This window comes from Actinacidiphila paucisporea (assembly GCF_900142575.1).
GTDB lineage: Bacteria > Actinomycetota > Actinomycetes > Streptomycetales > Streptomycetaceae > Actinacidiphila > Actinacidiphila paucisporea.
In genome coordinates this window covers 37496-61298 of the sequence record NZ_FRBI01000001.1, presented here as the reverse complement: position 1 = coordinate 61298, position 23803 = coordinate 37496, and the positions used below count along the sequence as shown (strand labels likewise).

The window sequence follows — 23803 nt, the reverse complement described above, 5'->3', positions numbered from 1 at the left end:
GGGTGGGGAACAGCCCCGCGGGCGCGGGGAGCACAGTTCCCGGCGCAGCCTGCGCAGGCGCCGGCCGGGAACAGCCCCGCGGGCGCGGGGAGCACGGTGAACGAGCGTGAGAACGGCATCGTCCACAGGGAACAGCCCCGCGGGCGCGGGGAGCACGACGATCCTCATCCCCCCGCCCGCCCGCACCCGGGAACAGCCCCGCGGGCGCGGGGAGCACCCGGACGCATTCAGCGTGACCGTGCCGGACGCGGGAACAGCCCCGCGGGCGCGGGGAGCACGGACGAAATCACGGCGCATCTGTGACAGAACGGGGAACAGCCCCGCGGGCGCGGGGAGCACCTGTTGCTGTGCTACTTGATCGACACCTCTACGGGAACAGCCCCGCGGGCGCGGGGAGCACCTGACGGCGTACTTCACCTGCGCGGATACCCGGGGAACAGCCCCGCGGGCGCGGGGAGCACCAGGTATACGCCGCCGCCGGGGCCGGCGGCGAGGGAACAGCCCCGCGGGCGCGGGGAGCACAGGAGCTGACCAGGCACTCTAGAACGCGGGGCAGTGGTTTTTACTTACTTTGCAAGACTCGGGCATTTCGGTCACCACACCATCAGCAGGCGTCCCGCAAAGTTGAACCTCCCGCGCCCGCACGTCAGCGATCCCCGCTTTGACGCGCCGGAGGCAGAAGCAGGTCTCGGTTGGGGTGGGACTCCCCCGTCACTGAACCGGAGACGCCGAGATCCGTGCGGGCCGCCTCGTGGAAGGTGTTGATCGCTGCGAAGACCTCGCGGTTGCGGTCCCGCCAGTCGTCCAGGGTGCCGGCGGTCTTGCCGGTGGCTTGCCAGTCCACGGCGCGGGACGCCGCGTTCAGGTCGTGGGCGGCCTCGATCACCTCGTCGCCGGCCAGGAGCATGATGCGCTCGAAGGCGCGGCCCTGTAGCCGGATGGCGTCGATGAGCTGGGCGCGGAGCTGCGGCTCCGGCTCGTCGCAGGGGCGGATGCCCTCGCGGTGCTCGTACAGCTCGACGGCCAGGAAGACGGCGGCGCGGACGCGGTCGACGTAGTTCTCGTAGGCGTCGAGCTTCTTGCCGTCCCAGCGGGTCACCAGTTCGCGGCGGATGCGCTGGCGCTCGGTCCAGTAGTTCGTCACGTACGTGGTCATGGCGCCGAGGAGCACGGCCAGGATTGTTAAGAGCTGATCGGACGTGTCCAAGGCCATCCCCCACCGACGAGTCGTAAAGACGTCTTGAGGATTTTAGAGGGGCTCCGGGGGCGCGGTGCTACCGTGCGGCGAGGTAGGCGGCGGAGAGGCGATCGGATGAGCAGCCCCACATCAGAGGCCCTGGTCACGCTGGGGCGGTGGTACGTGCGCAACGCACCCAATGGGGTGGGCACAGGAGCGCTGGCCGGCCGCTACCTCAATCCGCACCTGCGGGACGAGCCGCGGAAGCGGGTGACCGAGACCGCGATCGGGGCGAGCTTCGCCGTCGACACGCAGGACCTCATCCAGCGGTACCTCTACCTCTTCGGCGTGTGGGAGCCGCGGATGACGCGGTGGCTCCAGCGCCGGCTCAAGCCGGGCGACACCTTCGTGGATGTCGGCGCGAACATCGGCTACTTCAGCGTGTTGGCCTCGCGGCTGGTCGGCCCGCAGGGACGGGTCGTGGCGATCGAGGCGTCGCAGGACTTCACGCGGCGGCTGGCGCAGAATGCCGCCCTCAACGGCTGCGAGAACATCCGTGTCGCCCAGACCGCGGTCTCCGACAAGCAGCAGACGCTGACCTTCATCCTCTCCAGCTCCGCCAACATGGGCGCGAACAGCATCGTCCCGTGGGATGGGCCGGTGGAGTCGACGTTCGAGATTGAGGCCTTCCCGCTGCCGGACGTCCTCGAAGCGGACGAGATCGCGAAGGCCCGCGTCATCAAGGTGGACGTCGAGGGCGCCGAGGGCGGCGTCGTACGCGGCATGGCCCCGCTTCTGGACCGGCTACGCCCCGACGCCGAGGTCACCGTCGAGGTGACACCCGACCGTATGGCGCAGCTCGGCGACTCCGTCGATGAGCTGCTGGATACCATGCGCGACCACGGCTTCCACGTCTACCGGCTGGCGAACGAGTACGCGGCGGCGACGTACCCGACGGCCCTGCGTGGACCGGCCGCGGTGCCGATCCGCTGGCGCGGGCCGGTCGACGGCGAGAGCGACCTCATCTTTTCGCGGGTCGACGCCGAGAAACTGCCGTAAGGCCACCGCCCCAAGCATCGCTCGGCTCAATCGTCGCCGTCGTCCGGGCACGCGCCGCACGTGTCGGTACGTCCCTCAGGCAGGGGGCCGTGGCACTTCGGGCAGTGGAAAACCGGCGGGCCACCGGGAGGAACGGTCGGAGGCGGGCTGGTCGGCCATCCCCAGCCGTGCCGGCGAGGCATCGTGAAGTTCCGCATGGACCCAGCATCCGGCGAAACAACGACCTGCACCAGATTCGGGAGAGTCTTCGCGGTAGGCCATCGGTGGCGTGGCGGCCTCCGAGCCCGGAAGCGCCGGCGACGCGTTGAACGGGGCCCAGCAGATCGCCGACGCGGTCGGCGCGGCCTCGATCTCCCGCGCCTATCTGTCGATCACGCGGACATCCACGGCGGTCGGCGGACTCGCCGCATGCTCGGCGATCGTGCTGGTCTGCGTCGCGCTCTACTTCGCCGCGCTGCCGCTGCTGCCGCGTACCGCCGCCGACACGCACTGACCGGGATCAAGCATCACCAACACCGAGACGGTGTCTGAACGCACCGCACCCTCCGACGTCGCGCGGAAGGCGCGGCGGGCGGAGGGAGCGGTACGTTCAGGCGCCGTGGCGGGCGGCCCAGTCGGCGCGGGCGGCGACGAGTCGGGGCCGTACGTCGTGGTCGAGGCGGTCCGCCTGGGCGCGCAGTCTGGCGGCGACCTCGGCCAAGCCTGCGGGGTCGAGGTGATTGATCCAGTAGTCGTCCACGACGGCGATGTTGACGACCGGGACGCGTGGTGCCGGATCTTCGGCGTACGGATCGCAGACGAGCACGCCCCACAGCACGCCTTCCTGCGGCTCCCGCCCCGGCGCGATGACGTGGAGCAGCTCGCCGTCGAAGTAGGCCCGGTGGCTGATGTCTGCCAGTTGAACCGCGAGTTGGCCGGGTGGAACGCCCGTCGCGGTGGGGTCGTCGTCGGCCCATGCGAGGAGGTGGCCCGTGACGGTGAAGCCTTCGGTGGTGGCAACGGTCCAGCGCCTGGGGGCCGGGACCTCGGGCACGGAACGGCCGAGGTCATCGGTGGCCGTGGTGCGACTCATACCGCCGCCTCCCCTGACACCTGTGCGTTGTCGTCCCGCTCCACGACCGCCCACACGAGTTTCCCGATGCCCTCCCGAGTGCTGACTCCCCAACTCGCGCTCGTCAGGGCGTCGACCAGGGCGAGCCCGCGTCCTGTCTCGGCATCCGCGGCCGTGTCCTGTCGCGTCGGCCACCGCTCGTCGGCGTCGTGGACCTCGATGCGTACGCCCGCCGGCAGCAGCTCGTACCGCGTCTCGATCTCCCGGTCGGGTGAGGGGTCGGTGTGGCGGACAGCGTTGGTGAGCAGTTCGGAGAGGATGAGTTCCGCGCGCTCGGCCAAGTCACCCAAGCTCCATGCATGCAGTACGAAGCGCAGGTCGTGGCGGGCCTCGCCGACGCAATGGGCTTCGTACGTCCAGCGCTTCACGTGCGGCGACGTGATCTGTCGGGCCAAGACGGGCCCGGGGAGGCGTCGGCTCTCCGCGATCTTCAGCACGTCGCCGAGGGATTCGCGGAGCCGTCGCGCAGCGAAGCGCACCTCGTGCGGGCACGTGGCGGGGTTGTCCAGAACGGCAGGTGCGAGGTCAAACACGACGCGCGCCGAGTCGAGTTGCAGATCCTCGATCTCGTCGGCGAGGCGAGAGAGGTATCCGCCGTCGCCGTTCAGGGTGGCAGGGCGCCCTTCCGGACCCTGCCAAGGCAACAGGCGCAGGGCCACGACCGGCTCGGTTCGTGGTTCGGGCGGGGCGAAGGGTCGGCTCTTCGGGAATTCGGTCATTGCTGAGCTTCCTGGTCGGTGTCGAGTCGGGTGATGAGGACGACCTCCGCGCGGTCGCCGGGCAGTACGAGGAGCGCGTACGCGACGTGTCGGCCGTCGGCGGTGGTGAACGTGCGCTCGATCGCGAGGACGGGCGTACGGGTGCCGATGCGCAGCGACTGTGCTTCCGCCGTGGTGGGGAACCGGGCGGTGACCTGGTCGTTGCTCGTCGCCACGGGCACGCCGGCAGCGGCTGTGACCAGGTCGTCTCCCCAGGGGGAGGCGACGGTCAACGGCGCTGCGGTGCGCGGGACGTAGACGTGGGTGAGGCTCTGCCGCGAGTCGTCGCGATGGCTGAGGCAGACGTACGCGGTGAGCGGTGCACCCTCCGGAAGGCCGAGGCGGACTGCGAGGACGCCCGTTGCTGTGGCGTCAGTGGAACTGACCGTCACTCGCTCGGCTTTGGGAGGCCCCGGGTACGTGAGCCGTTCGGACGGTCGTCTGACGAAGTTGCCACGCCCCTGGTACTTGGCGATCAGCCCTTCCGCGCGGAGGACTTCAAGGGCCTCGCGGAGGGTGGGCGTGCTGACGCCGTACTGGACGGCGAGGCGGGTTTCGGGGGGAAGGCGGTCACCGATCGCGAAGGTGCCTGCCACGATCAAGCGGCGTAGGTCGTCGGCAACTTGCTCGTGCCGGGCAGTCATGAAGCGCGGCTCCGCGCCCTCGGCTGACCCTCGCGTCGGCGCCGCGTCCATTCCTCGGCGCTCAGGATGTACGGGCGGAGCAACGGCCCGGCGTCAGTCCATACATGTGGCGTCGGCGCGTGAGACCGTAACGGGCGCCGGGCCTGGGTGCTGGCCAGTGGGCTAAACGGCCCCACCGCGGGCCGGCGCTGGGGGCTGGTTCTCCTCGGGGGGAGCAGTTGTCGGGCGAGCCAGGCAGCAACTGTGCGGATGAGGTGGAGCACGGGTGGTCATCTCCTACGGCGGTCGGTGCGGCGGAAGGCGGCCCAGAGGTGGCGGTCTCCCCCGGCGCGGTCAGCGGAGCCGAACGAATCGGCTGTCTCCAGCGCGGCAAGCACCTCGGGCCAGGCCGCCGCCGGGAAGTCGTCGGCGACTCGGGCCTCGATGAGCGTGCGGTCGGCGTACTCCTTCTGCTCAGGCGCCAGACCTGCGGCGGTGAGGCGCGCGAAGAGGTCCGCGATGCGGGCGTCGCGTGGCGGCACAAGGCGTCCTCCGTTGCCAAGTGAGCACCCTCAGTGATGCTAGTTAACCAGATTAGAGCTAGTGGACTAGATTGTCCACATGCCTGATCAGCCGCCGTATCTCCGCATCGCAGACGTGCTGCGCGCGCGCATCGCGAGCCACGAGTGGTCGCCCGGCGACCGGCTGCCCTCGCGCGCCGAGCTGGGCCAGGAGTACGGGGTCGGCGAGAACGTCATCCGGCGGGCGCAGGAGCTGCTGATCTCCCTGGGCACCTTGGAGGGCCGGGCCGGGTCAGGTACGTACGTCGCGGAGCCGCGCGAACGGCTGCGGATGGTGCGGTCCATCTACCGCGAGCAGGCGGGCGGTTCGCCCTTCGCCGCGGACATGGCGGCGCTCGGGCGTCGCGGGACGTGGGAGAGCCGCACCGACGCGAAAGTGCCGGCCCCGAGCGACATCGCCGCTCGACTCGGCATCGCCGAGGGCGACTTGTGCGTGCGCACGGCCTACGAATTCCTCGCCGACGGCAAGCCTGTCCAACTGTCGACCAGTTGGGAGCCGTACGCCCTGACGGCCGGCACCCTCGTCGTCCTCCCGGAGGCTGGCCCGCACGCGGGTATCGGCGTCGTCCGCCGCATGGCGGAAATCGGCGTAACGGTGACCCGGGCAGTGGAGCGGCCCGAGCCGCGGCAGCCGAGTCCGGAGGAAGTGACCCTTCTCGGCGTCCAGAAGGGCTCTTTGGTCACGCACATCCAACGGACGTACTACAGCGATGACGGCCGCTCAGTAGAGACAGCCGACATCGTGGTGCCGGCAGCGGTCTGTGAAATTGTCTACGAGGTCCCGGTCACTGCGTAGTAAGTCCATCTGAACACCGCCATCAGGTATGAGTCTGCTTTGACAGGGGCTGTCACGGGCGCGTGCCTATCCTCCGTCGCCATATTGACCAGAGGAAGGGTCCGCGAGTGAGCGAGACGTTCATCAGGCAGATGATCTCGGAGCGGTATGCGCTCACCTGTGATTTCATGTGTCCGCGGTTGCAGGGAGAGTCCACGCGCGGGAGGCTGGAACTGCCGAACCGTTCATCATTGCGAGGTGATAAGCGATGGCCAAATTCATGCCCAGGCACCAGGACGAGGACCACCAGATCGACTTCTGGGAGGTCGAGTTCACCAAGGAAGACTGGGAAGAGTTCCACAAGGCGCCGCGTGAATTCCTCAAGCGCATAACCGAGGCCGAGGGACGGGAGGTCAACCGCCTCCTCGTTGATGCGTCACTGCTGGAGGTGGCTCCGGACGGAAGTATTTGCCACGGGCACATCACGACCTTCCACATCAGAACCGGGCCGGAAAAGTCGACCACTGGTTACAGCTGCTCCGGACTCTGGGAGTAGCTTCCGGGGAAGTGCGTCCAAACGCTGAGGTCACATCACCTTCGCAAGCGCTTGAACCCGGGCTTGGATCACTCCCATGCGGGCTTCACGTTCGCCCTCGTCAGTGTGGGTGTTCTGGGCCGTCGCCTGGCCCTCCCACTTGCGGTACAGCAGGCCGTATTCGCGGCTGAAGTAGCCGGGGCTCACTGCGTTGAGGGCCAGGAGGAGGCCGGTGTCCTCCGACGCCGGGAGTGCCATCCAGCCGCCCAGCGCCAGGAGCAGGTCGCGGCGGATGAAGAGGGTCGCCGGGTGGACCTGGGCGCGGTAGCCGTTGGCCTTCCAGAAGTCGAAAACGACGCCCTTCGCGAGGGGGCCGCCCTCGGGGTCCGCGTCGAAGCCGGCCGTCGAGCCGTCGGGGAGTAGGTCCAGGACGCGGGAGGTCGCCCAGCCGAGGGTCGGGTCGGCTTCCAGGATGGCCAGGTCGCGGGCCAAAGCCCCAGCCGTCAACTGGTCGTCGGCGTCGAGGACTTTGACGTACGGGCCGGTGGCGTAGGCCAGTGCCATCGTGCGGGCCACACCCGGTCCCCCGGGACGGCCCTGGTGGAAAGTGACGCGCACATCGTCCGGGACATGGGGGCGTACGGCGTCGCCGGAGCCGTCCTCCTGGATGATCCAGTGCCACTCCCAGCCGTCCGGCAACTCCTGGGCGCACAGAGACTTGTACGCGTCCGCGAGGAAGTGAGCCGAGGGCGCGTGGACGGCCGTGATGACGTCGATGCGGCGGACCGGCACGGCGGTCACCACCTTTCCAGCGGGGTGACGAAGGTCAGTTCCGTGCGGTCGCCCGGCAGGCGGACGAAGGAGTGCTCCACCACGCGGCCGGTCGTGTCGTACGACGTCTTGGCGAGCACGATCAGGGCAGTGCCCGGGGGCAGGCCCAGTTCCTCGGCCTCGTCTGGAGCCGGCGGGCGGGCGAGGACCCGTTCCTCTATGCGGTCCAGCTCGATGCCGATGGTGTGGAGCTGGTTCTGTGTACCGCCGGGCCAGGGCTCGTTGGCGGCGTCCAGCAGAGCGGGATTCTCGGCGACCATGTCGCGCACGAGGTAGGACTCGACCAGGCTGAAGGGATAGTCCTCGGCGCTGTAGCGGGTGCGGTAGGTCCGCTCCACCATGACCGTCCCGGCGGGGACGCCGAAGATCGCGGCCAGTTCCTCTCCCGCTTCGACCTGGTCGTACTCGGCGTGGAAGACCAGATCGTCTATGTCGAGGCCGGTGTCATGCTCGGTCGCGCCTGTCTGCTTGCGCTCCTGCTCCGACTCGCGGGCGCGCGCCTTCTCCCACTCGTGGCGGAGGTTGGTGCGGCGGACCTGGGTTCGGGGCTTGCGGACGAAGTTGCCGCGGCCGTGCTGCTTCTCGATCAGGCCCTCCGCCTGGAGAAGGGCGAGTGCCTGGCGGATCGTCGGGAGGCTCTTCCCGTACCGCCCCACGAGCGTTGTCTCGGAGGGGAGTTGGTCACCGGGGGCCAACTCACCTGCGCGGATGCGATCGCGGAGATCGTCGGCGATCCGCTCGTATGCCTTGGCCATTCGCGCCACCGTCCTGATCGTCGGGCGGCTTCAGCATACAAGTCCTCAAGAGGTCTTGACGAGTACAGGCGAGTGCGTCATAGTTTTCCTCACTCCTAAGGAGGACCTGAGGACAGGATCTCTTGAAGAGAGCGCATCGCTGCTGCTTGAGAACTCCATAGCGCCTCATGAACGCACCACCGGCGGCCCGTGAAGCCGCCGGCTCACCCACCCACCCAGGACTCAGGAGAGGCCATGCCTCCACCTACCGGTGGCCGCCGCGCATCCGGCGGCCACGGCTTATCCGAGGTCCCGGAGGACTTCCGAGACCTCTTCCTCGGCCGGCCCGACGAGTCCGCCGAGCAACGCACCGCCCGCCTGACCGCCGCCCGCGACGTCCTCGCCGAGCTGCTGGACCAGGGCGAGCGCGACGCCTTCGCCATGGAGGACGCTTTGCACGCCGTACGGCTCGGCGGGGCCTCGCTGTTCCGGGGCCACCGCTGGGCTGGGGAGGCGTCATGAGCCCTCTGTACGTCGGCGCCGCCATCGCCGCTGCCTGCCTCGTTCTTTACGCCGAAAAGCAGCTGAGGCGCGGCACGCCTGCCATCCGGGTCGCCGCTCTCGCCGCCGCCGGCTGCACGGCCTACAGCGCCGATACGTCGTGGCGGTTCGCCGCCGACTACCTCGACATGGCCGGTACGGCTGAACGCGCCGCGATGTTCGGTGCCGCCGAACTCGCGCTCTTCGCCACCGCCCTCATGGCCCGGCAGAACCTCAACGGGCCGAACGCCGCCCCCGGCGTCCCGGGGCTGCTGGTGTGGGCGATCACGTCCGTCCAAGTCATCCCCGCATACGCCGAGTCAGGGCCGGTCGGCGGCACCGTACGCGCCTTCGTCGGGCCGGTCATGGCCGCCATGCTCTGGCACCTCGCCATGGGAATCGAGCTGCGGCACCGCAAGCCGGATGCGGCCTCGCGCGGCTTCGGGGCACTGCTGGTACGGGAGTTGCGCGAACGCCTGCTCTCCCGTCTCGGCATCGCCGAACGGCACCGCGACGCGGCCCAGATCACCCGCGACCGGGCGACCGTACGAGCCGTTGCGCTGGCCGCGCGCCTCGCCGAGACCAGTCCCGCCGACAGGGGCAAGCGGCGCGGGCGGCGTATCACCCGCCGACTGTCCACGGCCGTCGCCAGAGCTTCTGTCGGCGACGACCGCGAGCAGCGTCGCAAGCTGCTCGGCCAACTCGCCGCCCGGCGCAATGCCGCCGCCCTGGCGGTCATCGATCTTCCGTCGCCGTGGGCTGAGTTACCCCGCGCCCCTGCGGCGTCCGCGCTGGCGGGCCAGGTCAGGGACGAGATGACCCGGGCGACGGCGACAATCCGCTCGTACCCGCGACTGCTGTCCACCGACCTCCCGCCGGTGGACGACACCGCCCGATCACCTGAACAACCCCGGCTCAAGCTCAGCACCGCCGACGCCCTCGCCGCGATCGAAGCCGGCTGGGCCGAGGGCCTCACCGTCCGCGAAACGGCCCGGCGGGCGACCCGCGCGCCGAGCTACGTCCATAGCGTGTTCGTACGGCTCGACACCGAACGCGGCCCGCGTCCGGTGAACGGCTCTCGATGACCTACGGCCCCAGGCTCGGGCCGGCTCTCAGCTCACTTCCCGTCGCTGGATCTCGCACAGGTCGTCGTAGACGCCATCGGGGTCGATCTGTGCGCGGTAGTCGAAGTAAAGGCGCACAGTGCCGTCGCTGTCCGCGAGGCCGGCAGCACTGGCTTGGCCACCGGGGAGCAACCGGGGCTTCTTCCACTGCTCCGCCACCACCGCCAGCGCCACGCCTTCACGGCCGCGGCTGTGCACCACCCACGTGGCACGCCCGAACTTGATCTGCGGGAGATACCAGTCCCGCTTGATCGCGGCGAGCACGTCAGCGATCCCGGGCTGCCCGGGAAACTCCCACACCCGTTCATGCGGAGCATCAGCGTCATCGCCCATCGCGACGCTGCCTCGCGTGACCAGCACCTTCATAACCCGAGCGTAGTGCGCGCCCATGCCCGGCCGGCTGTCGGGCCGGGCGGACCGCGTACATCCCCTCCTCACGAAAGGACCTCCGAATGACCCATGACAAGCAGGACCCCGGGCGCGGGCCGTTACCGCCCCCTGATGGCAGTTCGGCAGAACCGGACGCTCGGATCATTGTCGACCAGCCGGGCGGCCCGACCGGTCCCCGACTGCTGGATCGCGTCCGCGGTGCGAAGCGGCGGCCGGTCGTACCGGCGTGGGCGCGGTCGCGGCAGGAGTTCGAGGCCGCCGCGAAGGGCGTCACCGCGTACGCCGGGCACGTCAGCGCGTACCACTTGGCCCGCGCTCCCTGGTACGCCCTGCGCCTGGCCCTTCGCGCGCCCCGCGGCGCCGCCCGCTTCGTCGGCGGGGTGCTGCGCTGGCTGGTCGACGCCGAGGGGGAGCCACTGCGGCAAGCGGCGGCCACGCGCGAGGACATCGAGGAGTACCTCAAGCTCTCGCGGCAACGGGACCGGCGGGTGCGCTGGCGCACGGTCGTCGGCGTCGCCGCCTCCGTGCTCGGCCCGATCGCCGCGCTGGTGGCGTACGTCCTCGCACCGGCCTGGACGCTCGCCGTGGTCGCCGCCGTGGCGGTCATGGCGCTCGGCAGGCTCGGGCAGCCGGCCGATGATCCGGTTATCCACAGGGCTGTGGAGATCCCCCGCGCCGCCAAGCTCACCAGCGACATCGTCCTGCGAGCGCTCGGCGCGCTCGGCATCCCCGCGATCAACCAGGCGCAGTCCAAGGGCGGCCCCGGCTTCGCCTTCACCGCGCCGATCACCCGCGACGGCCCCGGTTGGCTCGCGGAGGGCGACCTGCCGTACGGCGTCACCGTCGCCGACGTGGTCGACCGCCGCGAGCGGCTGGCGTCCGGGCTGCGGCGCCCGCTCGGCTGCGTATGGCCGGAGGCCGTACCCAACGAGCACACCGGGCGGCTCCGCCTCTGGGTCGGCGACCAGGACATGTCGCAGACCAAGCAGCCGAAATGGCCGCTGCTGGCGGCCAAGCCGCTGGACCTCTTCAGGGCTCAGCCGTTCGCCACCGACCAACGCGGACGGTGGGTGGCGCAGTCGCTGATGTACGTGTCCGGGATCGTCGGCGCCGTGCCCCGGATGGGCAAGACGTTCCTGCTCCGGCTCGTCCTGCTCATCGCCTGCATGGACCTGCGCGCCGAGATCCACGCGTACGACCTCAAGGGCACCGGCGACCTGTCCGCCCTCGCCCACATCGCCCACCGCTACCGGGCGGGCGAGGAGAACGAGGACATCGCGTACGCCCTCGCCGATCTGCGCGAGCTGCGCGCCGAGTTGAGGCGGCGCGCGAAGGTCATCCGCGAACTGCCCAAGGACCTCTGCCCGGAGTCGAAGGTCACCTCCGCTCTCGCGGACATGCGCAAGCTCGGGCTGCACCCGATCGTGGTCGGCGTGGACGAGTGCCAGAAGTGGTTCGAACACCCGAAGTACGGAGCCGAGTTCGAGGAGCACTGCACCGACCTGGTCAAGCGCGGCCCGGCGCTCGGCATCACGCTGCTCCTGGCCACACAGCGGCCCGACTCCAAATCGCTGCCTACCGGCATCTCCGCGAACGCCACTGTCCGTTGGTGCCTCAAAGTCATGGGCCAGATCGAGAACGACATGGTGCTCGGCACCGGCTCCTACAAGCGCGGCATCCGCGCCAACACCCTGGCCTGGGGGGACAAGGGCATCGCGTGGTTCGTCGGCGAGGGTGCCGACGCCCGCATCGTGCGCTGTGTCGAGATCAACGCCCCCACCGCCGAGGCCCTGGCCCTGCGCGTCCGCGCCCTGCGCCAGCAAGCCGGCAGGCTCACCGGTCACGCGGTTGGCGAGCAGCCGGAACCGGAGGCGTCGTACGACCTCCTCGCAGATGTCGCCGCGGCGCTGCCCTCCGGCAAGGCGAAGGCGTGGAGCGAGGACATCGTCGCCCGCCTCGCCGAACTCCGCCCGGACGTCTACGGCCAGTGGAGCCCCGAGCAACTGGCCAACGCGCTCAAGCCGTACGGCATCCGCACCGTCCAGGTCTGGGGCACGACGGAGGACGGCAAGGGCGCCAACCGCCGCGGTGTGCGCCGGGCCGACGTTCTCGCCGCCATCGCTCGCCGTGACGACGGCACCGCCGCCGCGTAGCCGTCCGGCCTAGCGCCGGCACCCGCTAGACCTAGCACCCCCGCTAGCGGCCCAGAGCCGCTCTGAGCAGCCAACTAGCCACTAGCGCAGCTCACTTCGCACACCCTTTTTCCGCTCTGGAAGAGGTCTCCATGTCCCCGCTCGTCTCCGCTATAACCCTCGCAGTCTTGGCGACGCTCTGTTACGCGGCCCTCTGCGCGGTCAGCCCGCTCGGGGTCTGCCGCAGGTGCGGCGGCTTCGGCTTCAAGGTCCGGCAGAACCGGCGCGGCCGGATCGTCCGCGGCCGGGAGTGCCGCCGCTGCAAGGGATACGGCCAGCGCGTCCGCGTCGGCCGGCACCTCTACAACGCCGCGACCCGCCTCCACCGCGAGGGCACCCGCTGAACCGTCCGGAAAGGCAATGCCATGGCGTTCAGCATCTCCGCGATCGTCCTCTTCGGCGCCCTCCTGGCCCTGCTCATGCGCTACCGCGCCCTCGGCGCCGGAGCCGCGATCGTCGCCCTGCTCTTCGGCTTCTACCTCGCCCGCACCAGCGCCGCCCCGTCCATCGACCAGATCATGTCCGCGCTGCGCGACGCCCTCCCCACCTCCGGCAACTGACCCCGACGGGAGCCACCATGCCCACCACACCGCCCCGGATCTCCCTCATGGCCGCCGCCGAGATCCGCGACATCCTCACCGCGCTCCAACTCGGACAACGCCCTGCCGCCATAGCCGGGTTGATGGCCATCGACGCCGAATCCTGGGCAGCCGTCGAGCAGCGCCTCGCCGCCCTCGACGGCGACCTCCCCGCCGCCCTGCGCAGCCTCGTCTGACCGAACCGGAGGACCCCATGCCCGACACCGCCCAGGCCTGGCACCTCAGTCTCACCGCCAGCGTCTACGCCCTCGGCGCCGCCGCCCGCGAACTCCGCGCCGCCCACCAGCACGCCGCACTCACCGCCCACGCCGCCGACCCGGCCCGCATCATCCCCGTACCCGGCCACGTCACCACCCCCGGCGCCGAGCCCGTACGCCCGCACGACGAAGCCCTCTGGCAGCTCAGCGACCTCTACATGGTCCTCGAACACCACACCGCCGAGCTGTACGAGAACGCCGCCCTCGGCTACGCCCACGGCACCGCCTCCGCGGTCCAAGCCGTCCTCCGCAACGACCGCCCCCGCCACGTCGAAGTCCCCCGCGACCGCAACGGCCACTACGTCCTCGACCCCGCCGACCTCCCGGACCTGAGCCAGTCCCTCACCACCACGGCCGGCGCCCGCGAACTCGCCGACCTCCGCACCCGGCTCCTGACCCGCGCCCAGACCGACGACGCCGCCAACCTCGCCAACGCGGCCTACGCGTACGGCGAATGCGCCGAGCGCGCCCTCCACCACCTCATCCGCCACGCCGAAGCCCACGGCTTCCTGCACGCGAGCTGACCCATGACACAACCCAGAGCGCTGCGCGCCCACATGATCCACTCCTGGGACGGCACCGAATGGCAGGTCTTCGTCGCCTTACCCGACGAAGCCCGCTGGCCGCACGTCCCGTTCCCCATCACCGACGGCATCCCGACCCTCAACGCCCGCGCCGCCGCACTCCACTCTCTCGGCTTCACGCCCCTCGGCGCCGAACAGACCTGGGAATGGATGGAAACCGTCTTCGAGGGCGACCCCGACGGCGTCGTCTCACTGGTCGCCACCACCACAGTGGCACCCGAGACCGACCCACCCGCCTGACCCCGCCCGGAGCAGCGGCCAACCGGCCAAGGACGCCCGCTGCTCCGGCCCTCCGTCCCACCTAAGGCACAGGAGGAACCACCAGCATGGTCCATAATCTGCCGCTTCGCAGTACGTCTCCGTCAAGGCGGTGTGACGTGGCCAGACACCGCCGCCATTGCCCGCCCAAAGACGAGTTGCTGCCCCTGACGGTCGTTCTCGACGAACTCGGCATCACCCGCGCCTCCTGGTACCGCTGGCGAAACCGCGGGCTCGGGCCGAGGGTGCATCGCCTCCCGAACGGTCACCTCCGCGTACGCCGTAGCGAACTCGACGCCTTCCTCAGCGAAATGGAGGAGGCATGACCGAGTGGAGCTACACCGTGCGCGTGTGGGCCATCCGCAAGCGCCCGTACCGCAAGCCGTACCAACTGCGCTGGCAGGTCGGGACGCGCCCGCACTCGGAGTCGTTCCTCACCTCCGGACTCGCGGAGAGCCGCCGGGCCGAACTCATCACGGCGGCCCGCGCCGGCGAGGCATTCGACGTCGAGACCGGAATGCCGAAGTCCAGAGTGCAGAAGGACAGGGACATCTCCTTCTACCAACACGCCCGCAACTACATGGAACTGAAGTGGGACGACGCACCGGCGAAGACCCGCGTCGGCCTCGCAGAGACGATGGCCACCGTCACCGCTGTCCTCGTCAAGGACACCAAGGGAATGCCCGATGCCAATGCGGCGCGGGGTGCCCTCTACGGCTGGGCGTTCAACAAGCGCCGCTGGGACCAGGAGGCCCCGGAAGATGTCCGGCGGATGCTCGCCTGGTACTCCAGGAATTCGCTGCCCGTCTCTGCTCTCTCCGAGGCGCCGGCTGTACGCAAGGCGCTGAACGCCTGCGCGAAGCGGCTCGACGGCAAGACGGCAGCGGCGTCCGTCATTCATCGCAAACGGGCCGTCTTCCACCAGGCTTTGTCCATCGCGGTGGAGGACGGCCTCCTCACGGAGAACCCGCTGCACACGATCCAGTGGAATCCCCCGGAGCGGGTGGAGGACGAACTCGACCCCGAGTGCGTACCGGACCCGGCCATGGCGGAGGTGCTTCTCGAAGCCGTGGCCGAGCAGGGGGCGCGGGGACGCCATCTCAAGGCGTTCTTCGGCTGCCTCTACTACGGCGGTGCGCGCCCGGCCGAGATCGTGGCTCTCGGCCGCGACGACGTACGCCTCCCTCGCCGCGGTTGGGGAAAGCTGCGCCTGTCCGAGAGCCGCCCCCGCGCCGGACGCTCCTGGACCGACTCCGGTGAGGCCCACGACAGAAAGGGGCTCAAGCACCGTCCTCGCGCCGCCGTGCGATGGGTGCCCATCCCGCCCGAACTGGTCGCCCTCCTCCGCTGGCACGTGACCGTGAATGGCTACGCACCCGACGGCCGGCTGTTCCGCACCGCTCGCGGCGGCATGGTCCAGGAGAGCGGCTACGGCGAGGTCTGGCGACGCGCCCGCGAGGCCGTCCTCTCCCCCGACGAGCTGAAGACCAAGCTCGCCAAGCGCCCGTACGACCTCCGCCACGCGGCAGTCTCAACCTGGCTCAGCTCCGGCGTCGAACCCCAACTCGTCGCTTACCGCGCCGGCCAGAGCGTGGCCGTCCTCTTCCGCTTCTACGCGAAGTTCCTCAAGGGCGGTGACGACGAGGCCAACGCCAAGATCTCCGCCCGCCTCGCGCAACGCAGAGCCCCTGCCTGAGCCGAACCGCTCGCCGCGGGGGTTGGAGGCGGCTCGTTGAGACGGCTGCCTGGCACCTCCGGTGCGTAGGGTCCCTGGCCCGCATTGATGCGGGCCAGGGACCAGCCCCGCAGGGGCGGGGAGCACCCTTCGAGGGCAGCACTGGCAGGGCGAGGACGGGGAACAGCCCCGCGGGCGCGGGGAACACCGGTCGTATGCGGACGCGGTGACTTCGGGGGCGGGAACAGCCCCGCGGGCGCGGGGAGCACACTCTAGGGCGTAGTCGAGGGTGCCGGCGCGCGGGAACAGCCCCGCGGGCGCGGGGAGCACGACCCCTTGAACTTCGCTCGTCAATCGAGCATAGGAACAGCCCCGCGGGCGCGGGGAGCACGACTCCTGACGAGACGAGAGACGAGATGCCCAGGGAACAGCCCCGCGGGCGCGGGGAGCACACGTGCCGCCGGAGGTGAAGCTCACCGCCGACGGGAACAGCCCCGCGGGCGCGGGGAGCACCAGCCGAGCCGCGGGGTGGACATCCATACCGTGGGAACAGCCCCGCGGGCGCGGGGAGCACGACGTGCAGACCAACGCCCGGGTCTCCTCGACGGGAACAGCCCCGCGGGCGCGGGGAGCACAGCTGCCGGATCGTGGCCCGCCGCTCGGAGACGGGAACAGCCCCGCGGGCGCGGGGAGCACTTCGCAGGCAGTTGGACGCCGTTCTTCAGCAGGGGAACAGCCCCGCGGGCGCGGGGAGCACCTGCCGCCGGAGTCCCGCACCATCACCCGGCTGGTGATGGGAACAGCCCCGCGGGCGCGGGGAGCACCCACTGAGACAGGTCACGGAGACGCTGTTCCAGGGAACAGCCCCGCGGGCGCGGGGAGCACTTCGCCGGGGTGATCCATCCGGCGGCCTCGACGGGAACAGCCCCGCGGGCGCGGGGAGCACACGTTGTTGTCGCCGCCCATGTAGTTGGTCATGGGAACAGCCCCGCGGGCGCGGGGAGCACGGCGTGCCGGTGCATGTGTCCCCCTGAGGTCAGGGAACAGCCCCGCGGGCGCGGGGAGCACACGTTGTTGTCGCCGCCCATGTAGTTGGTCATGGGAACAGCCCCGCGGGCGCGGGGAGCACGGCGTGCCGGTGCATGTGTCCCCCTGAGGTCAGGGAACAGCCCCGCGGGCGCGGGGAGCACGACGCCGAGAGCGCCGCCGCCCGCGGCGAGCTGGGAACAGCCCCGCGGGCGCGGGGAGCACAGCTGCGTGCCGGCCTTCGCACCGCGGATGTTGGGAACAGCCCCGCGGGCGCGGGGAGCACCGGACGGGCCCGGACGGCGGGCTCTACTGCCCGGGAACAGCCCCGCGGGCGCGGGGAGCACAGCGATGGGTCGCAGGTCGCGGTCAGGAGGTTGGGAACAGCCCCGCGGGCGCGGGGAGCACTGGATGATGCTCATCCTGTACGTGTCGGCGCTGGGAACAGCCCCGCGGGCGCGGGGAGCACCACCGCGCCGATCTGGTGCCGTTTACCCAGGCGGGAACAGCCCCGCGGGCGCGGGGAGCACGAATCCGGGTGCCAGGGCTTGTCGCCCCCGTCGGGAACAGCCCCGCGGGCGCGGGGAGCACACTAACTGACCAGGCACTTTAGGACGCGGCGTGGCGGTTTTTGCTTACCTTACGAGAGTCGGGCATTTCGGTCACCCTTTCGTCGGTGCACGCTGGGCTGTGCCCAACGGTCCCACCCGCACGTTACGGGCCAGCCGCGGCGGGAGCCGGACGTACGTGGAAAACGCACCCGGGGCAGCATCGCCGAATCGCCGAGGCCCGCGCCCACGCCCGGCGCGCACTCGGCCTCCGGCACCCCACAGCCCAGGCGCCGCGGGCAATCGCGTCGACCCGGCTCGTTGGGCAGAGCAGGGGTGGCCCCGCCACCTCGATGCCGGGTCACTCAAAGGCGGTGACTCCACTCCCCCAGGGCCCGGACCGTCCGGGATCCCGTCCACGTCTCGTCCAGGGAGGCTGGTAGACGGCGTGCCGGAACGGCTCCCAGCGGGACAGGGCGGGGGACCATCGAGCACAACGCAAAAGTCCCTGACCTGCATCGCTGCAGGTCAGGGACCTTTCCATGTGGCGGCACGTGGATTCGAACCACGGTAGGCTAAGCCGACGGATTTACAGTCTGTGCACAGGACCGACGCTGAGCAGGAAAAACGTCGCCTTCAAACACTGTCACCCCACGGGGGTCCCGCTCCCCGAAGCGCGAGCGCGAGAGCAAATGGGCCTTCATCTCGCCCATCGCGCTAACCGACTACGAATCGGTACGCGGTGATGCCGAGGGTCGCGGAGCAGCAGATGCAGCACCCGCTCCACCCAGGGCCACATACAGCTCGGCTCCCGCCCTACCGCCCGTGATTCACCACATTTGCCCTACCGCCGACCAAGACGAAGCCTCCAAGGTGGAGTTTCGATGCCACACATTTTCGCCCATGAGGACAACTGGCACTGCGGAAGCTACACCCTCGCCGGCAAGCCATGTCCACACCCGCGGCTTGTAATACCGCCAGATGCCCCGCACTGGGGCTGGACCCCAGAGACTTGCTGGGCTCATCTTGACAGTAGTGGCAAAAACAAATGGCTCGCCATCAAGACCTACAGGCACACGGCCCGAACGTCCCTGCATGCTGGAAGTGGCCAGTTGTGGAACAAACCACACACGGGAGCGAAAGTGCGACAATCAGCTACCTGCGAGCACGCACAGTACGCAAGCCCAGCAGAAATGCCATGGATATTCCGATCTTCGCCCGATGGCAAGCTGGAAGGTGCGCGATATGCGGCGATCAACCTTGGGCCGCCCCTGCACCCGATATCGATCTAAATACCGGACTATTGCGAGGCCTGCTCTGCGGATCGTGTCTAATCGCTCTAAAACTCGGGGACAAACGCTCAGAGACTGCAGCCTACTTATACCGCCCAGCCCGATTGATACTATGGGAAGCCGGGCAATTACATTCCGAATGAGGTGGGTCTAAAGAGCCGAGCAGCAACAAACACAGCCAACTCTGCGGGCTCGTGGCGCCCGTGACCCACCAAGAGCGGGAACGTGCCGCGGTGGTAGAGGTCTGCCGCTACGTCGGCCACGCCCAAGTCGCGGCTGCCCAGGGCGATTCCGACCGAGCAGGGGCGGCGCTCCTGTCGGAGACGGGGAACCGGGGCCAGAAGGGCAGTCCTGCGGGTGCGGGGAGCACAGGAGCTGACCAGGCACTCTGGGACGCGCTGAGGCGGGTTTGCATCCATGATCAGCGCTTCCGGATTGGCCAAAGTGTGGGAGCCGCGACCGCCGGGCGCGCGGCTCCGCAGTTGCGGGCCTAACGTACCTTCGTCCGGGCAACCGGCCAGCTCAGATGACTGAAAAGACTAGGTCACGGTGTCGACACCGACCGGGGGAGCCGAAGTCCACACCAGGCAGAACCACCAGCAGACCCAAAGCCCTGACCGGCGTCACACACCCGCCTATGATGACCGGCAGCTGAACACGCGGGGGCACTGTGGGAGACGACGTCACGGACGTGCGCGAAAAGTGGGCATCAGAGGCATACATAGTGCTGCTCCAGGTCGCGCGCACATATCGTGCGGTCATCACGTACAAGGAACTCGGTGAGGATATCCAAGAGCGCTCGGGGGTGCGCACCCAGGCCCTGTTGCAGAACTGGATCGGGGCGGTGCTTGGCAAGGTCGTTCGGGAAGCTCACCGCAGGGGCGATCCACCGCTTACCGCGCTCGTCGTCCACACGGACGACGGCATGGTTGGCAACGGCTACAAGGAAGTTCTTGAGGTCGCTGGCCTGCCGCCAGTACAAGACGTGCTGGAGCGCGAGCTCCACGCTGCCGACGCACGGCTTGAGTGCTACCGCAAGTTCAGCCTGGATCTGCCGAAGGACGGGGGCTCCCCCGCGCTTTCACCGAAGCATCAGACCGCCGTTGAGCGGCAACGCGCCCGTGTCACGGAGCCGGCAGCCGTCTGCCGTAGCTGTTACCTTCAGCTTCCCTCAACAGGCGTCTGCGACTCATGTGGTTAGACCGGCTCACAGCAGAGAGTCCGCCTACCACACGGATCCCTCGCCTCCGGACAGACCACTCAACTCTAGGCCCCGGGCTGTCCCCGATTGACGGGGCGCGACAGAGCCCACCTGCCAGCGATGGAGCTTCAGGTTGACCATCCTGCCCCGCGCTACCCCGCGCGCTGAGACCGCCTACTCGCCCTACCGCGCATATGGTCTTCTGTGCTTCCCTGCGTATGGCCATCCGGTAACGCTCAGCGGCCACGTTGACGCCAGGCGCACACGAACCTTCTAAAACCGCTACTGGACCATCCTGCGCGGTTCTAACATCGCATCATGGAGTGGTGGTTCGACAGCAGCGTTCTGGATGACTGGACCGATGGATCTTCACGCACTGAGCTGAGTCCCCAGGAAGCGAAGCTGAAAGAGCGAGCCGAAGCTTCGCAAGCTCACGCAGAATACCGAATCAAAAACCACCGTGGCACATACGATCAAGTTGACGCCATACTTGCTCTCAAACGATCCATGCAGACCCGCTTGGATCATCTAGACTCCATTTACGGATTCAAGCAGTATCCTCAGTCTCGCTCTGCGGGCTGGCTCGGACTACTTGACGAGTGGGGCGTTATCCGTAAACGCGTTTTGCGTCGAATGAGCCAGCTGCGCAATGCAGTGGAACACGACGGCGCTGAACCCCCCGGGATTGATGAATGTGAAGACTACGCCGAAGTTAACTGGTGGTTCCTTCGCGCAACGACGCCACTCTTGCGCCCAATGATGGACCTCTCGTTCTCATTTGAGGAATACGATCTTTCATTAGATTTCAACTACAACCCGCTGCTAATCAAAGTTCGCGGAAACTTTCTCCCCGAGATGCTGTCCGACTCCGAGCTTGCGGGATGGATTTCAGTAGAAGCCGTAGTCTCGGAGAAACGCAAAAGTGAGCTTGCCTCAAAACTGGACCACACCGAAAAGGAAAAGTTACATCTGGATGGAAAAACCACCACCCCAGAGTCGGCTTTGCCGTTGATACAGAGATCCTTCCAAGAATTTATCTGAGGACCCGCCTTGTCGCTCGAACAGGGGACCAAATGGATGCAATATTTCGATACGTCGGACAGGAGGTCAGATGGGGACTAAATCTGCTTTCTTTTTCCCCGAGAGATACTGGTTGCTCGAAGAACCAGCTATCGAAGTGAGGGCGTTCGCGCCCGATGAGTTCTTCAACGAAATCAAGTCATGGGAACTGAGTTCCGGCTTGGAAATTTCCGTTCGTGGAGGAGGGGTGCTCGTTTTCGAATTCGCGAAGATTTCCAGCGCACTTCTAGCCGTCGACGAAGGACCACGCCACTTCCCTTCGCTTCTCCTGGCCACTCAGACCAGAGTGACTACGATCAATGCCTTCGCCCTCTGCCTCCATTCGGCCCGAGCCGAGAAAGAGAATATGGGATCCGAGGGTTTCCGGGTGGACCATCGGGACCTATTTCAGCTAGGCGAAGATATGCGTGCTGGGATTGGAGGGATGGGGCTGATGGCGGTGCCGATGGTCCCAGGCGCCGGCTACATGCGCAGCTTCACAAAGCTGGGCTGCCTGCCCGAATCTACATTCGGGCACGCGTGCGAAACTCTGGATCACATCACAAGCAGTCCATTCGGTAAGGCTCTCGAACTCACAGCTCTGATCAATGACGCTCTGGCTTCATTGAAGAACCATGACTTTTCGTCGAGCCTAATCACAGCCTGGACCGTCTGCGAGACCCTCCTGCAACAGAATTGGGTTGAGTATATGACGGCTCAAGGCTCACCCAGCGGTCTATCCTCCGCTAGAAAACAGAAGCTGACAGGCCGGGACTTCACTGCTTCCGTAGTGTCGGAAATTCTAGCTCTAGCCGATCTTATCGATGCTGAGACTTTGTCCCGAATGGATAAAGTGCGCAAGGCGAGAAATGCATGGATGCACAGCGTTAAGCCTCCACCTTACGAGGATGCGATTGCCGCACTTGAATTGGCAACCGCTATGCTGAGCAATACACTCGAAAGACCAATCCACATAGCGCCGTCAATTTCAGCAAGTGGCCTTTAATGATTTTTTCTCGTGTGACACATCAGGTCGCCCTGCCAACAGCCAACAAATGCGAGCTGGCAGCAAGGAGTTCTGGGTAAGGTTCGGACATGCGCGCGGCCGTCAAGGCAGAGTCGAAGAGGGCACCGGTCGGGCGCTGTCCAGTTTGCTGTTCGACGGCCTTGAGGAGCGACCAAGCCGGTCCTTCGATCCCGATCACTTCTACGTCTGCCAGACCCGATTCACGCAACTCGGCAGCAAGTTCCTCAGCGCGGTGAAAATACGCCAAAGTGAAACCACGCTTGCCGTCGTGAATAGCCGTGCGGAGGATCTCGGAGATAGACACCTGCATGCGCTCCGTATGCAGGTGTGCGAGGGCCGTGTGTTCGAAGAGCGATGCGTAGCGGTTGATCGCCGCTGCGGCCACGAGTCCGCCCGGGCGTACGACGCGTCGAGCCTCGGCGAGAGCCTGCCGCCGGTCTGCCGCATCAGGGAGGTGATACAGGGGTCCAAGCAGTTGCACAATGTCGTAGCTGGCGTCGGCTGCGGCGAGGGCGCGTGCGTCGCCAATCGACGCAGAGCAAATCGCTGCCGCCTGTTCAACGTGCCGGGGTACGGGATCGACCAAGTCCACTTGGTAGCCGTCTGCAACGAGCCACCGCGCATGGATCCCGGGGCCGCCGCCGACGTCCAGGACGCTTGCAGGCGCCGGTGGAAGGTAGCGTCGCATGATCTCTTGCGTCCGGATCAGTTCAAGCCGTCCATCGGCCGACGTGCTCAGACGTACGCCTTCGTCGATCACCTCTGAGTAGAAGTGCTCGATCTCGGGTGCGAGCTCTAGGTTCGACATGGTGGCAGTATCGTGTGTACCGGTGGACCAGTCCAGTACGACCCACAGGAGGAAGCATGGCTCTACTGAAGTACGAGGAGATCGCGGAATCGCTGCGCGCACGCATCGCGGGGGGAGAGTTCACACCTGGCGAGATCGTGCCGTCCGGCCGTGACCTGGCTGAGCAGTGGTCCGTGTCGCGGGCCACCGCTATCAAGGCGATGGATGTCTTGCGCAACGACGGAGTGGTCGAAGCCAGGCAGGGGACAGGGTTCGTCGTCACTGAGACCCCTGTGGCTCGGCCTGCTGGCGGACGTCGCGTCGGCGCAACGCGGGTATCCGGCAGCATGCCTTTCCTACGCGTGGGCGTGCCGGACTGGTCCGTGCCGCCGGCGCACGTGGCCACGGCACTCGGACTAGACGCCGAAGTGACGGCGTTGCGCAGGGTGCGGGTTCTGCAGCTTCCGGACGGCAGTCCACACAGCTATGTGACGGCATGGTTCCCCCCCGACGTGGCAGAGCAGTCGCCGCGACTCGGGCAGACGGCCCCCATCGCTGAGGGGACGACCCGCTACGTGCGTCGTTCTACTGGCAGGTTCCCGGTGGAGGGGCAGGATGTGACGACGGTGCGTTTGGCGACCGGCGAGGAGGTTCACCACCTGGCGCTCTCGGAGCCGACCGCCGTGGCCATCGTCTTGCACACGGCCTACGACCAGGAGCATCGTCCGCTTGTCTGCGAGGAGGGCGTCATTCCCGCTGTCCACTTCGAACAGGTGGACACGTATGGGATGTAAGGCCCCCGGCGCACTCAGCCCAACCTGGACCAGTCCACCGGTCCAGGTTTTTTTATGTCATCGCATGGCCTCCTAGCTGGGCAATTCCATCGGCGCGAATCGGCAAGGCCAGCATGGGACTTGACTGGACCGGTCCACCGGTCCAGTCTATCTGTGTGGCCGTCAGCTCAGCCGGATCCCCGGTTGGACAGCGCCGCCACGCCAAGAAGGGGTCCGGGACAGATCGGGCCGAGGTTCCCGGCGCCTTGTCAGCCGGAGGGCACGAG

Annotated in this window: 27 protein-coding genes, 1 tRNA gene, 1 pseudogene and 2 CRISPR repeat arrays; of the genes and pseudogenes, 19 read left to right on the top strand and 10 right to left on the bottom strand. The window is 68.0% G+C overall.

Translation table 11 applies throughout. The features are described from left to right. Positions 1–5: 5 nt before the first annotated feature. A CRISPR array of direct repeats spans positions 6–522; the repeat unit is 29 nt; unit sequence GGGAACAGCCCCGCGGGCGCGGGGAGCAC. 124 nt (positions 523–646) lie between these two features. Continuing rightward, a complete protein-coding gene (locus BUE44_RS00325) occupies positions 647–1213 on the bottom strand; it encodes a hypothetical protein (protein ID WP_073492300.1) in 567 nt (188 codons plus the stop codon). A 99-nt stretch (positions 1214–1312) separates the two neighbouring features. Here BUE44_RS00325 and BUE44_RS00320 point away from each other — a divergent pair, with 99 nt between their 5' ends. Both BUE44_RS00320 and BUE44_RS00315 read left to right on the top strand, forming a co-directional pair. After that, complete coding sequence (locus tag BUE44_RS00320) at positions 1313–2236, top strand: FkbM family methyltransferase (protein WP_107415579.1); 924 nt, start codon at positions 1313–1315, stop codon at positions 2234–2236. 268 nt (positions 2237–2504) lie between these two features. Beyond that, entirely contained in the window at positions 2505–2729 is a 225-nt protein-coding gene (locus BUE44_RS00315; protein WP_073492297.1) for a hypothetical protein, read from the top strand. Between the two features lie 96 nt (positions 2730–2825). Here BUE44_RS00315 and BUE44_RS00310 read toward each other — a convergent pair whose 3' ends face one another. From BUE44_RS00310 to BUE44_RS00295, 4 genes are all read right to left on the bottom strand, one after another. Continuing rightward, entirely contained in the window at positions 2826–3308 is a 483-nt protein-coding gene (locus BUE44_RS00310) for a DUF6907 domain-containing protein (protein ID WP_073492295.1), read from the bottom strand. Next, positions 3305–4066 (bottom strand): ATP-binding protein, encoded by a 762-nt coding sequence (locus BUE44_RS38265; protein ID WP_079189365.1) that lies wholly within the window; start codon positions 4064–4066, stop codon positions 3305–3307. Before BUE44_RS38265 ends, BUE44_RS00310 begins: the two co-directional genes overlap by 4 nt. After that, entirely contained in the window at positions 4063–4749 is a 687-nt protein-coding gene (locus tag BUE44_RS00300; RefSeq protein ID WP_073493330.1) for a GntR family transcriptional regulator, read from the bottom strand. The genes BUE44_RS38265 and BUE44_RS00300 overlap by 4 nt, the downstream gene beginning before the upstream one ends. A 269-nt stretch (positions 4750–5018) precedes the next feature. Then, on the bottom strand, positions 5019–5270 hold the full coding sequence (locus tag BUE44_RS00295; RefSeq protein WP_073492293.1) for a hypothetical protein: 252 nt from the start codon (positions 5268–5270) through the stop codon (positions 5019–5021). A 79-nt stretch (positions 5271–5349) separates the two neighbouring features. Here BUE44_RS00295 and BUE44_RS00290 point away from each other — a divergent pair, with 79 nt between their 5' ends. Together BUE44_RS00290 and BUE44_RS00285 are read left to right on the top strand one after the other, a co-directional pair. Beyond that, positions 5350–6105: a GntR family transcriptional regulator gene (locus tag BUE44_RS00290; protein WP_073492290.1), complete on the top strand. Its 756-nt coding sequence runs from the start codon at positions 5350–5352 to the stop codon at positions 6103–6105. Positions 6106–6352: 247 nt separating this feature from the next. Further along, complete coding sequence (locus tag BUE44_RS00285; RefSeq protein ID WP_073492288.1) at positions 6353–6640, top strand: hypothetical protein; 288 nt, start codon at positions 6353–6355, stop codon at positions 6638–6640. 30 nt (positions 6641–6670) lie between these two features. Here the strand turns inward: BUE44_RS00285 and BUE44_RS00280 are convergent, their stop codons facing one another. Beyond that, on the bottom strand, positions 6671–7420 hold the full coding sequence (locus BUE44_RS00280) for a glycosyltransferase family 2 protein (RefSeq protein WP_073492286.1): 750 nt from the start codon (positions 7418–7420) through the stop codon (positions 6671–6673). Next, a complete protein-coding gene (locus tag BUE44_RS00275; protein ID WP_073492284.1) occupies positions 7417–8205 on the bottom strand; it encodes a GntR family transcriptional regulator in 789 nt (262 codons plus the stop codon). The genes BUE44_RS00280 and BUE44_RS00275 overlap by 4 nt, the downstream gene beginning before the upstream one ends. Before the next feature lie 234 nt (positions 8206–8439). Between BUE44_RS00275 and BUE44_RS00270 the strand changes: the two genes are divergently transcribed. Further along, positions 8440–8706 (top strand): hypothetical protein, encoded by a 267-nt coding sequence (locus tag BUE44_RS00270; protein WP_073492282.1) that lies wholly within the window; start codon positions 8440–8442, stop codon positions 8704–8706. After that, a pseudogene (locus tag BUE44_RS00265) lies at positions 8703–9527 on the top strand (hypothetical protein); the annotation flags it as partial. The gene BUE44_RS00270 and the pseudogene BUE44_RS00265, both read left to right, overlap by 4 nt. A gap of 309 nt (positions 9528–9836) precedes the next feature. Here the strand turns inward: BUE44_RS00265 and BUE44_RS00260 are convergent. Continuing rightward, on the bottom strand, positions 9837–10214 hold the full coding sequence (locus tag BUE44_RS00260; protein WP_143172453.1) for a hypothetical protein: 378 nt from the start codon (positions 10212–10214) through the stop codon (positions 9837–9839). Positions 10215–10300: 86 nt separating this feature from the next. Here BUE44_RS00260 and BUE44_RS00255 point away from each other — a divergent pair, with 86 nt between their 5' ends. From BUE44_RS00255 to BUE44_RS00220, 8 genes are all read left to right on the top strand, one after another. Then, positions 10301–12391: a cell division protein FtsK gene (locus BUE44_RS00255; RefSeq protein WP_073492277.1), complete on the top strand. Its 2091-nt coding sequence runs from the start codon at positions 10301–10303 to the stop codon at positions 12389–12391. A 167-nt stretch (positions 12392–12558) separates the two neighbouring features. Continuing rightward, entirely contained in the window at positions 12559–12774 is a 216-nt protein-coding gene (locus BUE44_RS00250) for a hypothetical protein (protein ID WP_322939244.1), read from the top strand. A gap of 21 nt (positions 12775–12795) precedes the next feature. Then, on the top strand, positions 12796–12990 hold the full coding sequence (locus BUE44_RS00245) for a hypothetical protein (protein ID WP_073492273.1): 195 nt from the start codon (positions 12796–12798) through the stop codon (positions 12988–12990). Positions 12991–13007: 17 nt separating this feature from the next. Beyond that, positions 13008–13205 carry a hypothetical protein gene (locus tag BUE44_RS00240; protein ID WP_073492271.1) on the top strand — a complete coding sequence of 66 codons (198 nt, stop codon included), beginning with the start codon at positions 13008–13010 and terminating at the stop codon, positions 13203–13205. A gap of 17 nt (positions 13206–13222) precedes the next feature. After that, positions 13223–13810, top strand: a complete 588-nt coding sequence (locus BUE44_RS00235) for a hypothetical protein (protein WP_073492269.1) — start codon at positions 13223–13225, stop codon at positions 13808–13810. A gap of 3 nt (positions 13811–13813) precedes the next feature. Continuing rightward, positions 13814–14110 (top strand): DUF6303 family protein, encoded by a 297-nt coding sequence (locus tag BUE44_RS00230; protein WP_143172452.1) that lies wholly within the window; start codon positions 13814–13816, stop codon positions 14108–14110. Positions 14111–14247: 137 nt separating this feature from the next. Continuing rightward, positions 14248–14454 (top strand): helix-turn-helix transcriptional regulator, encoded by a 207-nt coding sequence (locus tag BUE44_RS00225; protein ID WP_073492265.1) that lies wholly within the window; start codon positions 14248–14250, stop codon positions 14452–14454. Then, positions 14451–15824, top strand: a complete 1374-nt coding sequence (locus tag BUE44_RS00220; RefSeq protein ID WP_073492263.1) for a tyrosine-type recombinase/integrase — start codon at positions 14451–14453, stop codon at positions 15822–15824. Before BUE44_RS00225 ends, BUE44_RS00220 begins: the two co-directional genes overlap by 4 nt. A 97-nt stretch (positions 15825–15921) precedes the next feature. After that, a CRISPR array of direct repeats spans positions 15922–17420; the repeat unit is 29 nt; unit sequence GGGAACAGCCCCGCGGGCGCGGGGAGCAC. A gap of 502 nt (positions 17421–17922) precedes the next feature. Here the strand turns inward: BUE44_RS00220 and BUE44_RS37325 are convergent. Beyond that, positions 17923–18012, bottom strand: a tRNA-OTHER gene (locus BUE44_RS37325). A 413-nt stretch (positions 18013–18425) separates the two neighbouring features. Here BUE44_RS37325 and BUE44_RS39710 point away from each other — a divergent pair. The 4 genes from BUE44_RS39710 to BUE44_RS36975 all read left to right on the top strand — a co-directional run bounded on the left by BUE44_RS39710 (position 18426) and on the right by BUE44_RS36975 (position 21935). Beyond that, positions 18426–18812 (top strand): endonuclease domain-containing protein, encoded by a 387-nt coding sequence (locus BUE44_RS39710; protein WP_107415578.1) that lies wholly within the window; start codon positions 18426–18428, stop codon positions 18810–18812. A 527-nt stretch (positions 18813–19339) separates the two neighbouring features. After that, positions 19340–19870 carry a hypothetical protein gene (locus tag BUE44_RS00205; RefSeq protein WP_073492257.1) on the top strand — a complete coding sequence of 177 codons (531 nt, stop codon included), beginning with the start codon at positions 19340–19342 and terminating at the stop codon, positions 19868–19870. A 318-nt stretch (positions 19871–20188) separates the two neighbouring features. Next, complete coding sequence (locus BUE44_RS36980; protein ID WP_143172451.1) at positions 20189–20911, top strand: hypothetical protein; 723 nt, start codon at positions 20189–20191, stop codon at positions 20909–20911. 70 nt (positions 20912–20981) lie between these two features. Beyond that, positions 20982–21935 carry a hypothetical protein gene (locus BUE44_RS36975; protein WP_143172450.1) on the top strand — a complete coding sequence of 318 codons (954 nt, stop codon included), beginning with the start codon at positions 20982–20984 and terminating at the stop codon, positions 21933–21935. Between the two features lie 22 nt (positions 21936–21957). Here BUE44_RS36975 and BUE44_RS00200 read toward each other — a convergent pair whose 3' ends face one another. Beyond that, positions 21958–22764, bottom strand: a complete 807-nt coding sequence (locus BUE44_RS00200) for a class I SAM-dependent methyltransferase (RefSeq protein WP_073492255.1) — start codon at positions 22762–22764, stop codon at positions 21958–21960. Between the two features lie 56 nt (positions 22765–22820). On the opposite strand from BUE44_RS00200, the gene BUE44_RS00195 reads away from it, so the two are divergent. Next, positions 22821–23537: a GntR family transcriptional regulator gene (locus BUE44_RS00195; RefSeq protein WP_073492253.1), complete on the top strand. Its 717-nt coding sequence runs from the start codon at positions 22821–22823 to the stop codon at positions 23535–23537. The last annotated feature ends 266 nt before the right edge of the window (positions 23538–23803 follow it).

What these genes read in the sequence shown, in the direction of transcription:
- BUE44_RS00220 (WP_073492263.1), top strand. Translation starts at nt 14,451, where the DNA reads ATGACCGAGTGGAGCTACACCGTGCGCGTGTGGGCCATCCGCAAGCGC.
- BUE44_RS00325 (WP_073492300.1), bottom strand. Translation starts at nt 1,213, where the DNA reads ATGGCCTTGGACACGTCCGATCAGCTCTTAACAATCCTGGCCGTGCTC.
- BUE44_RS00290 (WP_073492290.1), top strand. Translation starts at nt 5,350, where the DNA reads ATGCCTGATCAGCCGCCGTATCTCCGCATCGCAGACGTGCTGCGCGCG.
- BUE44_RS00260 (WP_143172453.1), bottom strand. Translation starts at nt 10,214, where the DNA reads ATGAAGGTGCTGGTCACGCGAGGCAGCGTCGCGATGGGCGATGACGCT.
- BUE44_RS00285 (WP_073492288.1), top strand. Translation starts at nt 6,353, where the DNA reads ATGGCCAAATTCATGCCCAGGCACCAGGACGAGGACCACCAGATCGAC.
- BUE44_RS00320 (WP_107415579.1), top strand. Translation starts at nt 1,313, where the DNA reads ATGAGCAGCCCCACATCAGAGGCCCTGGTCACGCTGGGGCGGTGGTAC.
- BUE44_RS00310 (WP_073492295.1), bottom strand. Translation starts at nt 3,308, where the DNA reads ATGAGTCGCACCACGGCCACCGATGACCTCGGCCGTTCCGTGCCCGAG.
- BUE44_RS39710 (WP_107415578.1), top strand. Translation starts at nt 18,426, where the DNA reads ATGGCTCGCCATCAAGACCTACAGGCACACGGCCCGAACGTCCCTGCA.
- BUE44_RS00255 (WP_073492277.1), top strand. Translation starts at nt 10,301, where the DNA reads ATGACCCATGACAAGCAGGACCCCGGGCGCGGGCCGTTACCGCCCCCT.
- BUE44_RS00230 (WP_143172452.1), top strand. Translation starts at nt 13,814, where the DNA reads ATGACACAACCCAGAGCGCTGCGCGCCCACATGATCCACTCCTGGGAC.
- BUE44_RS00195 (WP_073492253.1), top strand. Translation starts at nt 22,821, where the DNA reads ATGGCTCTACTGAAGTACGAGGAGATCGCGGAATCGCTGCGCGCACGC.
- BUE44_RS36975 (WP_143172450.1), top strand. Translation starts at nt 20,982, where the DNA reads ATGGGGACTAAATCTGCTTTCTTTTTCCCCGAGAGATACTGGTTGCTC.
- BUE44_RS00270 (WP_073492282.1), top strand. Translation starts at nt 8,440, where the DNA reads ATGCCTCCACCTACCGGTGGCCGCCGCGCATCCGGCGGCCACGGCTTA.
- BUE44_RS00200 (WP_073492255.1), bottom strand. Translation starts at nt 22,764, where the DNA reads ATGTCGAACCTAGAGCTCGCACCCGAGATCGAGCACTTCTACTCAGAG.
- BUE44_RS00300 (WP_073493330.1), bottom strand. Translation starts at nt 4,749, where the DNA reads ATGACTGCCCGGCACGAGCAAGTTGCCGACGACCTACGCCGCTTGATC.
- BUE44_RS00275 (WP_073492284.1), bottom strand. Translation starts at nt 8,205, where the DNA reads ATGGCCAAGGCATACGAGCGGATCGCCGACGATCTCCGCGATCGCATC.
- BUE44_RS36980 (WP_143172451.1), top strand. Translation starts at nt 20,189, where the DNA reads ATGGAGTGGTGGTTCGACAGCAGCGTTCTGGATGACTGGACCGATGGA.
- BUE44_RS38265 (WP_079189365.1), bottom strand. Translation starts at nt 4,066, where the DNA reads ATGACCGAATTCCCGAAGAGCCGACCCTTCGCCCCGCCCGAACCACGA.
- BUE44_RS00245 (WP_073492273.1), top strand. Translation starts at nt 12,796, where the DNA reads ATGGCGTTCAGCATCTCCGCGATCGTCCTCTTCGGCGCCCTCCTGGCC.
- BUE44_RS00240 (WP_073492271.1), top strand. Translation starts at nt 13,008, where the DNA reads ATGCCCACCACACCGCCCCGGATCTCCCTCATGGCCGCCGCCGAGATC.
- BUE44_RS00235 (WP_073492269.1), top strand. Translation starts at nt 13,223, where the DNA reads ATGCCCGACACCGCCCAGGCCTGGCACCTCAGTCTCACCGCCAGCGTC.